The organism is Gloeocapsopsis sp. IPPAS B-1203 (assembly GCF_002749975.1).
In the GTDB taxonomy this organism is placed as follows: Bacteria; Cyanobacteriota; Cyanobacteriia; order Cyanobacteriales; family Chroococcidiopsidaceae; genus Gloeocapsopsis.
In genome coordinates, this window is sequence record NZ_PEIG01000006.1 from 344036 (window position 1) to 356947 (window position 12912).

The window sequence follows — 12912 nt, forward strand, 5'->3', positions numbered from 1 at the left end:
CGATGAATCAAAAGACTCAAACTGCTACTAACGTCCTGACGCTTGCTGTTGCACCCGCACGAGTGTTGCGGGGAGTGCAGATTTTGTCGCAATCAGGAGAAGAAATCGCCGCTTTGGGCAAACGTCCGTTACTTGTGGGAGGCGATCGCACGCTTGCTGTTACCTTACCCGTTCTACAACCTGTATTAGAACAACAGCAATTACAAATAGAAACAGCTAATTATGGTTCCGATTCAAGTGAAGCAACTTTAGTATCTCTAAAACAAGCCGTAGCCGCGCATCAAGCCGATCTAATCATTGGTGCGGGAGGTGGTAAAGCCCTCGATACAGCAAAACTGCTTGCACATCATTGCAATTTACCTGTAGTTACTATTCCAACATCTGCAGCAACGTGTGCTGCTTGGACAGCACTTTCTAACATTTATACTGACGATGGCGGCTTTCTTTACGACGTTAGCTTGTCGCGGTGTCCTGACTTGGTGCTACTCGATTATGACTTAATTCAGACTGCACCCCAACGTACCTTAGTTGCAGGCATTGGTGACGCATTAGCAAAGTGGTACGAAGCTTCTGTCAGTAGTGCCCATTCGGAAGATACTTTAACTATCGCTGCTGTACAACAAGCACGAGTATTACGCGATATTCTCTTTCAAAAATCTGTTGCCGCACTGCAAGCACCAGGAAGCGCGGTATGGCGTGAAGTTGTCGATGCAACCGTATTACTTGCTGGCGTGATTGGGGGACTTGGTGGCGCGCAATGTCGGACTGTTGCTGCTCATGCTGTACATAATGGGTTAACGCATCTACATATCCACCACAGTATTCATGGTGAAAAAGTTGCCTATGGCATTTTGGTACAACTACGGTTAGAAGAAATGCTGCAAGGCAATCAACTCGCGGCTACCGCACGGCAACAATTACTCAAATTTTATGACGAAATTGGTTTACCAAAAACGTTGCATGAATTGGACATGGGGAGTATTACAATAGAAGACCTGCAAAGGTGTGTTGAAATAGCCTGCGATCCAAAGTCGGACATTCACCGACTACCGTTTAAAGTTGCAACCGAACAACTGATGGCGGCAATGGTTTCAACGACAGCACCTATTAGTAGTAACTCCCTCAATCCTCCAGCGAGGATGATTCCCGAAGAGGTAACTGAATGAGCTTGAATTGGATTCCAGCCGATCGCATCCAAAAATTACCCCCGTATGTGTTTGCCCGCTTAGACGAACTCAAAGCTAAAGCGCGGGAACAAGGGTTGGATTTAATTGATTTGGGCATGGGAAACCCTGATGGTGCGACACCACAACCTGTCGTAGAAGCCGCGATCGCCGCCTTGCAAAACTCAAAAAATCACGGTTATCCTCCATTTGAAGGAACAGCGAGTTTTCGGCGGGCAATTACCGATTGGTATCATCGTCGTTATGCAGTAAAACTCGATCCTGATAGTGAAGCACTACCATTACTCGGTTCCAAAGAAGGATTAGGACACTTAGCGATCGCCTATATTAATCCTGGCGATGTTGTTTTAGTGCCTTCTCCTGCGTATCCGGCACACTTTCGCGCCCCTGTGATTGCAGGTGGTGACGTTTATAGCTTAAATTTGTCACCCGAAAACGATTGGCTCATCGATTTAGCAAAAATTCCCGAAGACGTTGCTCAAAAAGCCAAAATTCTATATTTCAATTATCCTAGTAATCCTACGGGAGCGACTGCACCCAGAGAATTTTTTACGGAAATTGTCGCCTTCGCGCGTAAATACGAAATCTTACTAGTCCACGATTTGTGCTACGCCGAACTTGCCTTTGATGGTTATCAACCGACTAGCTTACTAGAAATTCCAGGTGCGAAAGACATCGGCGTCGAATTTCATACACTTTCTAAAACATACAACATGGCAGGCTGGCGCGTCGGCTTTGTTGTCGGAAATCGCCACATTATTCAAGGGTTACGCACGCTCAAAACTAATTTAGATTACGGTATCTTCGCCGCACTGCAAACCGCCGCCGAAACTGCACTACAACTCCCCGATGTCTACTTACACGAAGTCCAACAACGCTACCAACAACGCCGCGATTTCTTGATTCAAGGATTAGCTGAACTCGGCTGGAATATCCCCAAAACAAAAGCAACAATGTATCTATGGGTACCTTGTCCCAAAGACACAACATCAACAAACTTCGCACTAGATGTTTTACAGCAAACTGGCGTTGTCGTCACCCCAGGAAACGCCTTTGGTGCTGCGGGTGAGGGCTACGTGCGGATTAGTTTAATAGCAGAGTGCGATCGCCTCCAAGAAGTATTGAATCGCTTCAAACAAGCGGGAATTTGCTGTACGGAAGGGGTCAGGGGTCAGGGGACGCTTGCGCAGACCTACGGTTCAGAGGTCGGGGTAGGATAAAGATTCTCTCTATACCTGTGTCCTCTGCGCCGAAGTTCGGTTCGTTACAAATCTCCCACCTCCCGCACAACCTGCTGGGAAACGAACGGCAAAAGCTGCTGATTCTGACAGTGCGCCCTACCCTCCACAAACACCACCAAAAGAAAAGGCTGCTTTCCAGGAATCTCAACATAAGCTGCATCATTGCGTACTTGAGTTGTCCATCCCGCCTTCGACCACAACTGTGCATTATCCGGCAAACCCGCGCCCAAAAAACCTGTTACTTGATTTTCTTCCACATCCGTCGCCAAATCTTTGAGATCGCGTTGCAGCAAAGCCATCATCGCCTGCGATCGCTCACTCGATACCGCCACGCCCCCAATAATACTATGCAATAACCGCGCTGTTGCATTCGTCGTTAGCATATTGCGATTTTGCATCATCTCGCCTAAATACATTCTCTCGCGCCCGTAGGGACCTTCACACCAAGTTTTTTGATTCACATTAATCTTTTCAATTTCTTCCCAACCCAACGACTGAAAGTAGCGGTTGACAATATTACGCTGCGATTTCCACGTTTCAAACGGACCTGGTGGCAATTCGGGACCACTTGTCGTCCCACTCAAAACATCTACAACCAAGCTTGTAGCATCATTACTCGAATCGACAATCATATCGCGCATCGCGCGTTCCAACTCACTCGAAGTCTGCACCATGCCATTTTCTAACCATTCGTGGATCGCGACGAGATAGAATAACTTGACAACACTTGCAGGATAAATCGGTTCATCACCACGATAACTACATCCTCGCACTTGGTAATTCCAAAAAGCATTAGGACTTAAAGCCCCACCAGTGTTTACCGGAACTGGAGAGTCGTAGACAATCCATGTCAAAGCTAAAGAATTTTGAGGCAATTGCGGAAATTCTGCCCAGGTTGCTTGTAAAATGCGATCGCCGATATTTTTTAGTTGTTTGTCTTGTAAGAAAAAAGTCATAAGTAGCAATTAGCAATTAGCGATTAGCTTTTAAGATGGGGAATTAGATTACTAGATTATAGGAAGTAGGTCAGAAAGCAACAAAAATGACCGTAAAAGAGTTTCAAATAACTGAATATGAGTGTCAAACGGATCTGAATATTTATGATTCTCCACAGTGCGATCGCTTGGCGACGCAAGCAGCTACAGGGCGGCATTTGCAGATAATCTCGATTGAGGATGCGGCGATTGCGGTGTGTTTGTGTGAAGATAATTATCCTGGCTGGCTGTTGCGATCAGATCTTGGAAAATTGCAAGTTGCAACTCAGGCGTATCAAGCTAACTTGGTGACAGAAGCAGAAATTAGAAAGTTAATTCCGCAAGTCATTGCATTTACTCACGCGGCAATGCAGCAACCAAATTATTACCTTTGGGGTGGTACCGTAGGACCTAATTACGATTGTTCTGGTTTGATGCAGGCAGCGTTTACTTCGGTGGGTGTATGGTTGCCTAGAGATGCGTATCAGCAAGAAGGATTTACGCAAGCAATTACGGTAGAGGAAATGCTACCTGGAGATCTCGTGTTTTTTGGGATTGAGAGGGCGACTCATGTCGGGCTTTATTTGGGGGATGGTTGTTATCTTCATAGTTCTGGGGAGAAGATGGGGCGCAATGGAATTGGCATTGATCGGTTGTCGGAACAAGGGGATGAGGTAAGTCGGTCGTATTATCAGCAGTGGAGGGGTGCGGGAAGGGTTGTGGAAAGTTATGAACCTCTTGTAGGTGAGCAGAGGGGCAGAGGGGATTTGAGGAGCTTCAGGAGCAGGAAATAGATGAAAAGTATTGTTGTGGCGGGGAGTGCTGGGCAAGATGGATTTTTGGTGGAGAATTGCCCTGATGTTTCGGTGGTAGTGCCAGTTTATAACGAGGTGGAGAGTTTGCCGCATTTAGTTGATGCGATCGCATCAACTTTAAGCAAGTCGCAGTACAGTTATGAGATTATTTGTGTTGATGATGGTTCGCGGGATGGTTCGGCTGACTGGTTGAAGCAGCAATGCTTGCTGCGCCCTGATTTGCGGGCAGTGTTGTTGCGGCGCAATTATGGGCAAACGGCGGCGATGGCGGCGGGGTTTAATTACGCTTTGGGTCAGGCAATTGTTACTTTGGATGGTGACTTGCAGAATGATCCGGCAGATATCCCACTGCTGCTTGCTAAGTTGGAGGAAGGATATGACTTGGTGAGTGGTTGGCGTCACAAACGACAAGATGCAGCTTTGACGCGGTTGTTGCCTTCTAAGATTGCCAATTGGTTGATTGGGCGGGTAACTGGGGTGCAGTTACATGATTATGGTTGTTCTTTAAAGGCATATAATGCAGAACTTGTCAAGGATATGCATTTGTATGGGGAGTTACACCGCTTTCTGCCAGCGTTGGCTTTTATTGAGGGGGCGCGAATCACTGAATTACCAGTACGTCATCATGCACGGCGGTTTGGTAAAAGCAAGTATGGCTTGTGGCGCACCTTTCGGGTTTTGATGGATTTACTCACCATCTGGTTTATGAAAACGTTCCTGACGCGCCCGATGCACGTATTTGGTTTGTTTGGGCTGGCTTCAATGCTGTTGGGAACGGCGATCGGTCTGTATTTAACGTTTTTGAAACTGGGTTTGGGGCAGAGTATTGGGAATCGTCCGCTGTTGATTTTGGCAGTTGTGCTGTTTATCGCTGGGGTACAGCTATTTAGTTTTGGGTTGTTAGCAGAGTTGCTGATGCGTACTTATCATGAATCTCAAGGGCGACCTATCTATCGCGTGCGAGAGGTTGTAGGAAAAAATATTAAGTAAAGTAACAATGATATGTGGGTAATAGGTAATGGGTAACGGGGAATGGGTAATAGCATTCTTTACTAATGACCAATTACCAGTTACCAGTCTACAAATAAAACCCACAGACTTAATAACCTTACTCATTAGCTGAACTTTGAACGTTTTTCAGACGCTTGACCCTCAACCGCGCCGTAACTTACAGATCCTCTTTATTGCGGGTTTGTTATTTTGGTCTAGTTTGGCTTCGTTGTTGCCGACGCTACCACTTTATATCAACGATCTCGGTGGGACGCCGCAGCAAATTGGCGTTGTGATGGGAAGTTTTGCGATTGGGCTATTAATTTGCGTCCCTGGCTAGCACAATTGGCAGATCTCCGCAGTCGCAAACTTGTGTTGATCATTGCCCTGAGTACGGTTGCTTTAGCCCCCTTAGGCTACTTAATGGTGAAATCTTTATGGCTGTTAATGGTGATTCGCGCATTTCATGGAATTAGTATTGCAGCTTATTCGAGCGGCTACACTACCTTAGTTGCAGATATCGCCCCTGCAAAAAGTCGCGGGGAAATTATCGGTTACATGAGTCTAGTGAATCCGATTGGTATGGCGTTGGGACCTGCTTTAGGTGGTTATTTGCAAGCTAGCATTGGTTACACGGCTTTATTTTCGTTATCTGCTGGCTTGGGAGTGTTGGGAATATTATTTGCATCGCAAGTCTCTAACCCAGCTGCTAATTTGCTGAAATGCCAAGTGACTGACAACCGTTTTTGGCAACTGCTAGGTAGTCCTCGAATTCGGACTTTAGCACTGATCTTGCTGTTGGTTGGGTTAGCGTTTGGCACTTTGAGTACATTTGTGCCGTTGTATATCAAATCTGTTGGTGTAGATTTTAACGTAGGTTTGTTTTACACTGCAGCGGCGATCGCTAGTTTTATTATCCGCATTCCTACAGGGAGGGCAAGCGATCGCTATGGACGCGGTTTATTTGTTACTCTCAGCTTAATTTTTTACACCGTCTCGATGTTGCTGTTGTGGCTTGCTAATAGCGCTACTGCATTTTTAAGTGCTGGCTTTGTGGAAGGATTGGGAGCTGGTATCTTAATTCCAATGGTGGCTACAGTCGTTGCTGATCGCACGCTACCTCAAGAACGCGGACGCATGTTTGGTTTATGTATGGTGGGGTTTGATGTCGGAATTGCGATTGCAGGACCTGTTTTAGGGGCGATCGCGCAATACATCGGTTATCGCCATCTTTTCGGCTTCGCGGCTGGTTTGACTACGCTTGCGATCGTCGTTTTTCTCACTCAATCGAGTAAAGATATGGCGCATTCTCTACGCTTTGCACTTGGTAAAGGTAGAGATGTTTATGCATTAAGGTAAAAAACGGGCGAGGAGGGATTCGAACCCCCGACACCGTGGTCCGTAGCCACGTGCTCTAGTCCACTGAGCTACACGCCCTGAAAAAAGCTGTTCGCTTTATTCTTGCGAGTATCTATACTATCACGAAAAAGTGAAATGGAACAAATTTCTCAAAATTCCTCTAATTTGACGCACTTGGATAACCAAGGACAAGCCCAAATGGTTGATGTCTCGCACAAAACGTCAACTGTGCGCCAAGCTGTCGCGGCGGCGAGTGTGCGAATGTCTAGCGAAACTTTTGCCACAATTCAAGCAGGAAACGCCCCTAAAGGTGATGTTTTGGGGACTGCAAGACTTGCAGGAATTATGGCGGCTAAACAAACATCAAATTTAATTCCGTTGTGTCACCCTCTACCCTTACACAAAGTAGAAGTGCAGATTGAGCCTGATTCGCAGTTACCTGGTTATCAAATTACTGCGTTAGTCAAAACCAAAGCCGAAACGGGTGTTGAAATGGAAGCGTTAACAGCAGTTTCAGTTGCGGCGCTGACTTTGTACGACATGGCAAAGGCTTTAGAAAAGTCAATCTCGATTGAATTAATTCATTTAGTTAGTAAATCTGGTGGTAAATCGGGAGATTATCAAAGTGAGTAGTACAAGCTCTAACTGAAACAACAGTAGAGCTTACGCTTGAGGAGTTCAAAATCTACACTAGATGGCACAGACAAAGCTTATTGTACTGCTGTATATCCACCATCAATGACAAGGTTGTGTCCAGTAATGAACGAAGCTGCATCAGAACATAACCAAACTGCTGCTTCTGCAATATCGTTAGGTTCGCCAATTCGTTGTAGTGGAATACCAGATGCTACTTGCTCAAGCATACTTGGCGGTGCGTCTGCCCATAATTCTGTTTTTACAGCACCAGGACTTATCGTATTAACACGAATTTGCTCAGCATATTCTGCTGCGGCTGCACGCGAAAGCGAAATTACACCACCTTTAGCGGCTCCGTATGCAGAGTAATTGGCGACACCAACTAGCGCCCCTTGTGAGGAAACATTAACAATCGCTCCAGTTCCTGATTTCATCATTGCGGGAATCTCGTATTTCATGCATAGCCAAATTGACTTGAGGTTGACAGCTATTTCTGCTTCCCAGTCTTCTTCAGCCATTTCGATTAAAGGAATCGCTTTACCAGAACCTGCATTATTGAAGGCAAAGTCAAGGCGACTGTATGTCTCGATCGTGGTATTAACTAGGGCTTCTACTTCTTGCGCTTGCGTTACATCTGTTTTGACAAAAAGTCCTTCACCACCTGCTTGTTGAATTTGCTTGATTGTGTCTTCACCTTCTAAAGTGCGCCGCGCTGCAACAACTACTTTTGCACCTGCTTTAGCAAAGGCGATCGCTGTTGCTTTACCAATACCAGAACTCCCACCAGTTACGATCGCAACTTTTTCTTTCATAGAAATCATGCGGTTTCCTCACTGAAATTCATACAGTTGTTCTTAATTTACGCAATCGGATAGTGAAGTTCATGAGCGATACTTGCGCCGTTTTATCAAAATCTTGCGGTTTATTCAGAATATGGTTCGCCAGGGAAAAAGCGATCGCTCAAAATGTCCTCTAGTGTATAAGTACACTCAGCAGGAAAAGTTTTGTTAGGTAGATTGGTTTCTCCTACAGCTAAATCTTTGCCATTTTGGTAGGCTATTAATACTGCTTCCTGAAGATAGGACTTTAAGCTAGGGTTTTCTTGCAAAAGCTGTTGAATTTCACGGCGCTGCACTCGAATTGTACTTAACCAACTACGACTGCGCCGTTGAGGTTGATATTCCACGGTTGATAAAGGGGACGGGCAACCCGTCCCCAACAACCTCCACTTGAGTAAATGTCCGATTAAAATACTCAATCGGTTTCGCAGTTCCTGGCGTTGTTGTTTTCCCAAAGACTCAATTTCCTCAATTAAATTTGGCAAGTCGAGTTCGTGCCATTGGCGATCGCGGAGTAACTTTGCTTGTTCTTGAGTCCAGGCGTAGAAATCAATTGCATAGAGATTATTGATCATTGGAGTAGTAATTGGTTATAAACAGTCGCGATATTGTTTTGGCGTGAATCCAGTGAGTTTGCGAAATTGTGCGGTGAAGTGACTTTGGTTATAGAAGCCAACACGATAGGCTACTTCTGCGATCGCCAGCCGCGTTACAGATAACATAATCTTGGCGCGTTCAATACGTCTTTGTGTTAGATAACGATGGGGTGATTCTCCGGTTGCAGTTTTAAAGGCGCGGGCAAAATGAAATTGACTAATATGAACAACAGCCGCCATATCAGCAATTGTGATATCTTCTGCTAAGTTTTCTGCAATAAAATCTTTAACTTGCTTGAGTTTGATTGTATCTAGTAGTTTATTTCCTGATTGAGGTTTTACCCGCACGCGATTGTAGTTGCGTAGTAGATGAACCATCAATAGATTTCTGAGTGACTCAGTGTAAATTTTTCCAGCTAACCCTTCATTGAGGATTTCCGCTTTGAGTAATTGCGCTACGTGAAGAATCGTTGTATCAGGAAAAATGACGCGGTGTTCAATTTCAACAGGAGTGGATACACTATTTTCTGCTGCTATTTGGTTGAGTAAATTTTGGTCAAGTGTGATGTTGATGTATTCACTAATATGTTCTCGATAGTGCCAAACAAAATCATGTTCACAATAGAGAAACACACTGCCTGGTGGTAAAGCTGTAGTTTGACTCGCAGTACCATCAACTGACCAAGTGACGCGATCGTGTGGTACAAACGCAACACTAATTGTGTTCTTAGGCATGGCAAAATCAAATTCACCAATCGCATTCATACAACTATGTTCAACTGCAATGCCTTCCCATTGTTGAGTAAGCGTTGATAAAGAAGGTAAGTTATGAATTGGTAGCGATCGCATCCTATTTCTCCCAGCAAACTACCCTAAACAATTATTCATTGAAATACACTTTATTTCACTAAGTTTGTTATATAATATATTTTTTGCCACAAAATTTTATTTAAAATAATTTTATAGATTGATACATATAAATTCTTTATAAAATTGCTTTTCTTTGTGTTCTTTATGATCTGTTTAATAAAGTGACAATTACAATACAATTACTATTTTATTACTTTCACTTAACCCTTTAAAAGACAAGAGTGCACGGTGCCTAGATTGTAGCTAGAATAATGACAAGATGTGCATCAATTTTGGCTACGCAAATGAACAAGATATCTAGTAGCAAAATATCTTATCTGACTAAGCAAATATTCCTACTAAGCCTTGCAGTAGCTAATGTTTCTATCATTGGCATTGTACCTAGTCGAATAGCACAAGCAGCTCAGGAAATTCCCGTTGTTAGTTCCTCAGCGCTAGGGCAAAATATGGATGTTCCTTGGTCGCGCCCTGTGAAAATTAACGATCCATTCGAGGGAAGTTATCTAGGAGTTTTTGATCGCAACTACTTTTACCGCAGATTTCTCAATAACAACGTCAGATTTGAAATTTTAAGTCTTTGGAGACCCAACTCAGTTCGTTTCTTGTTAGCTTCTAGAGAGCGAAATTGTGCGTATTCGACAAGATTTTCGTATAACCGCTTGTTAACACGCCGTGTTATTGCTTATCGCGGACGAAAATATTTATATACAGGATTTCCTTATACTAGTTTCCCCGTTTCAAGATGCGCGATCGCAAGTAATACTCAAAATGCTGTGAAGCTTTTTATCCGAACTGGCGAACAAGTCTATCAACTTGATGGCAGAAACAGTACATTTGCAATTAATCCCGATGTCGCAAACGCCTTAAGATCGACTCCGATTGAGAATGTGCAGATTAGGTTAGTGACAGAAAGCGGCGAAACAATTGATAGTGAAATTGGTAGGGGAACTGTTGAAGCTTGGAGAGATATTTATTAGTGATACCGTTCTACAAGACAGCTTTAGCATAACCCCATCTCAATTAGCAAAAACTCGTGGGAAAATCCTAGAATGAGTTAATATCTCACTCATACACTTATAGATTAACGATTTATGCCTCCTCGTTGGCCGCGTAAACCTGATCGCCGAGATCCAGCCTATCGTCGTTTGGACGATCGTATGAATTTTGCGATGCACGTCGCAGTCTTTGCTGTGACAAATTCTGGGCTGTGGTTCTTCTACAATCTCAAGTCTATTACTTGGACTTGGCTTCCTTTGTTAACGGCAAGTTGGTTACTGGTGTTGCTAGTACATTTAGTTTATATTTCGGCGATCGCTGATTATTCAGAACCAGGAAATCCCTCAAAATCTACTTAAAGGTAGATGAAAATTAATTGTTAATTAGAAATTGTGGCAGTGACAGCTTGCAAGTTGAGTTAAAGATTATGGCTAACCAAAGTACGACAGAAATTCTCGAAGCGCTAGCATCTGAAATTGGCGAAAATGTTTATATTGATGTTGCTAAATGGCATCTTTACCTTTCTGATGCAAAGTTGCACAAGGTTTTAGCAGAAAAATTCTATCCGCTACTTTCCGCTAATTCTGTTAATGAAGACGAAGTTTTAGCAATTTTAAAAGATATGCCAATTAAGATTGGTGGCGGGAGAAGCGAAATTCCTTTAATCGATTTATTACCCATGCAATGTCAAGTTAACTTAATCGATATTGTCGAGAAATATCAAAGTCGATTTTAATATTATCTCGCAAAGCGTTGGCGCAGGCGTGATATTACCAGATCAACTTCGGGTAACTTCATTTGTAAGGCGATCGCTGCGAACACTCCAAGTCCAAATAAACCAGACATGCTAAGTTGCAACAACTGAACAATTAAACCTTCACTACCGAGTAGGCGTTGAGAAGCCCAAAGCGTCGCCCAACTGGCAGTTCCAGCAACAAAACTACTAGCGGTTAAACCCAATATAGGTATACTCCACTGACGTAGCGGCAAACCATTAAGCCGACGGTTGAGAATGAGGAGGAACATAATCGTGGAAGCAAAATTCACTCCTACTGTTGCTAGCGTAATTCCTGGAGCACCAAAAGGCTTCACGAGGATATAATCAAGCCCCACATTAAGAATGATATTGAGCAAACTAACGCGAAACGGAGTCGTGCCATCACCTAACGCATAAAATACTCTGACGAGGACATCACGCGCTAAGTAGACAAACATACCAATCCCATAAGCCATAAGTACTGACGCAACTAACTGCGAACCGGCTTGCCCAAAAGCGCCACGTTCGTAAATTACACGGACAATCGGAACTGCTAAAGCAACAAACAACGCGCCCAATGGTAGCATTGTCACTGCTGTAATAAGTAAACCTTGACGAATACGCAGTTTGAGATTTACCCAGTCTTCCGGTGCAGCTAATTGCGAAAGCATTGGGAGTAAGGGCAACAAAATCATGTTGGAAATAATGCCTAAGGGCGTTTGCACGAGTAAACCAGCGTAGCTAAATGCTGCTGCTGCACCTGCAATTCCTGAAGCAAAAAAGAGATCGGTATAGAGATTGATCTGCATCATTCCTGATGAAAACGTTGCAGGACCCATAATATTAATGACTTCGCGGACTCCAGGAGAGCGAAAATCAAATCTCAAGCGCAGAGTACCTAAGCCTAACCGCCACTGTGTAATAAGTTGGGCAAGCCATTGTAAAATTGCACCAGCAAGAGTTCCCCAAGCTAAAACTTGTCCGCCTAGTAAAGCGTACCGTGGTAAAACAATATCATCTCCCAGTTGAAAGGCTAAGATTCCCAGTCCAATAATGATTGTGATGCTAGAAAGTACTGGACTAATCGAAAGTAGCCAATATTGATTTGCTGTATTTAAAGTACCAAAGCCTATACCTACTAACCCCGCGAGTAATGCCATTGGTGCCATAATTTGCAGTTGCACAGTAGCGATCGCCTGCGTTTGTGAACTGAGTTGTGGACCTAGTAAGCTAATAAAAAAATCGGCAAAGACGACTAGAATGATAGTAATAAAAATAAGTAATCCACTCACCAGTGTGGTTGTTGTTTCGACTAACTGCGCAGATTCTTGTTTGCTACGTTTGGATAAAACACTGACTATGGCACTATGAATCGGTCCATTGACACCACCGAGTAGCACCCAGAAGAAGCTAGGAACAACGTAAGCATAGCTATAAGCATTCGCCACCACACCAACACCAAACGCCGCTGCGATCGCTTGTTGGCGCACGAGGGCTACGAGTTTACTCAGCAAAGTTGCAACTGCAACGATTCCAGCAATTCCAGCTAACGAACGAGAAGGTTTTTCAGACACAAAGCATTACTACTATCTCAACCTCATAACATTTAACCGCGAATTGCGATTTTAGTGATTGAGCTTCGGCAATTGGCTGCA

Annotated in this window: 13 protein-coding genes, 1 tRNA gene and 1 pseudogene; 9 read left to right on the top strand and 6 right to left on the bottom strand. The window is 44.0% G+C overall.

Annotated elements, in window-relative coordinates; translation table 11 throughout:
* The first annotated feature begins 2 nt into the window (after positions 1-2).
* Both CSQ79_RS13425 and CSQ79_RS13430 read left to right on the top strand, forming a co-directional pair.
* Entirely contained in the window at positions 3-1166 is a 1164-nt protein-coding gene (locus tag CSQ79_RS13425) for an iron-containing alcohol dehydrogenase family protein (RefSeq protein WP_099701671.1), read from the top strand.
* A complete protein-coding gene (locus CSQ79_RS13430) occupies positions 1163-2404 on the top strand; it encodes an aspartate aminotransferase (RefSeq protein ID WP_289501109.1) in 1242 nt (413 codons plus the stop codon). The genes CSQ79_RS13425 and CSQ79_RS13430 overlap by 4 nt, the downstream gene beginning before the upstream one ends.
* Before the next feature lie 44 nt (positions 2405-2448).
* Here CSQ79_RS13430 and CSQ79_RS13435 read toward each other — a convergent pair whose 3' ends face one another.
* Positions 2449-3381, bottom strand: a complete 933-nt coding sequence (locus tag CSQ79_RS13435) for a serine hydrolase (RefSeq protein WP_099701672.1) — start codon at positions 3379-3381, stop codon at positions 2449-2451.
* A gap of 86 nt (positions 3382-3467) precedes the next feature.
* Here CSQ79_RS13435 and CSQ79_RS13440 point away from each other — a divergent pair, with 86 nt between their 5' ends.
* From CSQ79_RS13440 to CSQ79_RS13450, 3 genes and pseudogenes are all read left to right on the top strand, one after another.
* Positions 3468-4193 carry a C40 family peptidase gene (locus CSQ79_RS13440; protein WP_099701673.1) on the top strand — a complete coding sequence of 242 codons (726 nt, stop codon included), beginning with the start codon at positions 3468-3470 and terminating at the stop codon, positions 4191-4193.
* Positions 4194-5204, top strand: coding sequence for a glycosyltransferase family 2 protein (locus tag CSQ79_RS13445; RefSeq protein WP_099701674.1), 1011 nt, complete (start codon positions 4194-4196; stop codon positions 5202-5204).
* Positions 5205-5340: 136 nt separating this feature from the next.
* A pseudogene (locus tag CSQ79_RS13450) lies at positions 5341-6563 on the top strand (MFS transporter).
* A gap of 4 nt (positions 6564-6567) precedes the next feature.
* Here CSQ79_RS13450 and CSQ79_RS13455 read toward each other — a convergent pair.
* Positions 6568-6641: transfer RNA gene (locus CSQ79_RS13455), tRNA-Arg, on the bottom strand.
* Positions 6642-6698: 57 nt separating this feature from the next.
* Here CSQ79_RS13455 and moaC point away from each other — a divergent pair.
* Positions 6699-7196, top strand: coding sequence for a cyclic pyranopterin monophosphate synthase MoaC (gene moaC / locus CSQ79_RS13460; RefSeq protein ID WP_099701675.1), 498 nt, complete (start codon positions 6699-6701; stop codon positions 7194-7196).
* 77 nt (positions 7197-7273) lie between these two features.
* Here moaC and CSQ79_RS13465 read toward each other — a convergent pair whose 3' ends face one another.
* From CSQ79_RS13465 to CSQ79_RS13475, 3 genes are all read right to left on the bottom strand, one after another.
* Positions 7274-8020, bottom strand: coding sequence for a glucose 1-dehydrogenase (locus CSQ79_RS13465; RefSeq protein ID WP_099701676.1), 747 nt, complete (start codon positions 8018-8020; stop codon positions 7274-7276).
* Positions 8021-8121: 101 nt separating this feature from the next.
* Positions 8122-8613, bottom strand: a complete 492-nt coding sequence (locus CSQ79_RS13470; protein ID WP_099701677.1) for a DUF29 domain-containing protein — start codon at positions 8611-8613, stop codon at positions 8122-8124.
* A gap of 15 nt (positions 8614-8628) precedes the next feature.
* On the bottom strand, positions 8629-9483 hold the full coding sequence (locus tag CSQ79_RS13475; RefSeq protein WP_099701678.1) for an AraC family transcriptional regulator: 855 nt from the start codon (positions 9481-9483) through the stop codon (positions 8629-8631).
* Between the two features lie 305 nt (positions 9484-9788).
* Between CSQ79_RS13475 and CSQ79_RS13480 the strand changes: the two genes are divergently transcribed.
* The 3 genes from CSQ79_RS13480 to CSQ79_RS13490 all read left to right on the top strand — a co-directional run bounded on the left by CSQ79_RS13480 (position 9789) and on the right by CSQ79_RS13490 (position 11236).
* On the top strand, positions 9789-10481 hold the full coding sequence (locus tag CSQ79_RS13480; RefSeq protein ID WP_143755454.1) for a hypothetical protein: 693 nt from the start codon (positions 9789-9791) through the stop codon (positions 10479-10481).
* A gap of 114 nt (positions 10482-10595) precedes the next feature.
* Positions 10596-10859, top strand: a complete 264-nt coding sequence (locus CSQ79_RS13485) for a 2TM domain-containing protein (protein ID WP_099701680.1) — start codon at positions 10596-10598, stop codon at positions 10857-10859.
* Positions 10860-10927: 68 nt separating this feature from the next.
* Positions 10928-11236 carry a DUF3181 family protein gene (locus tag CSQ79_RS13490; RefSeq protein ID WP_099701681.1) on the top strand — a complete coding sequence of 103 codons (309 nt, stop codon included), beginning with the start codon at positions 10928-10930 and terminating at the stop codon, positions 11234-11236.
* A 2-nt stretch (positions 11237-11238) separates the two neighbouring features.
* Here CSQ79_RS13490 and murJ read toward each other — a convergent pair whose 3' ends face one another.
* On the bottom strand, positions 11239-12831 hold the full coding sequence (gene murJ, locus CSQ79_RS13495; RefSeq protein ID WP_099701682.1) for a murein biosynthesis integral membrane protein MurJ: 1593 nt from the start codon (positions 12829-12831) through the stop codon (positions 11239-11241).
* Between the last annotated feature and the right edge of the window lie 81 nt (positions 12832-12912).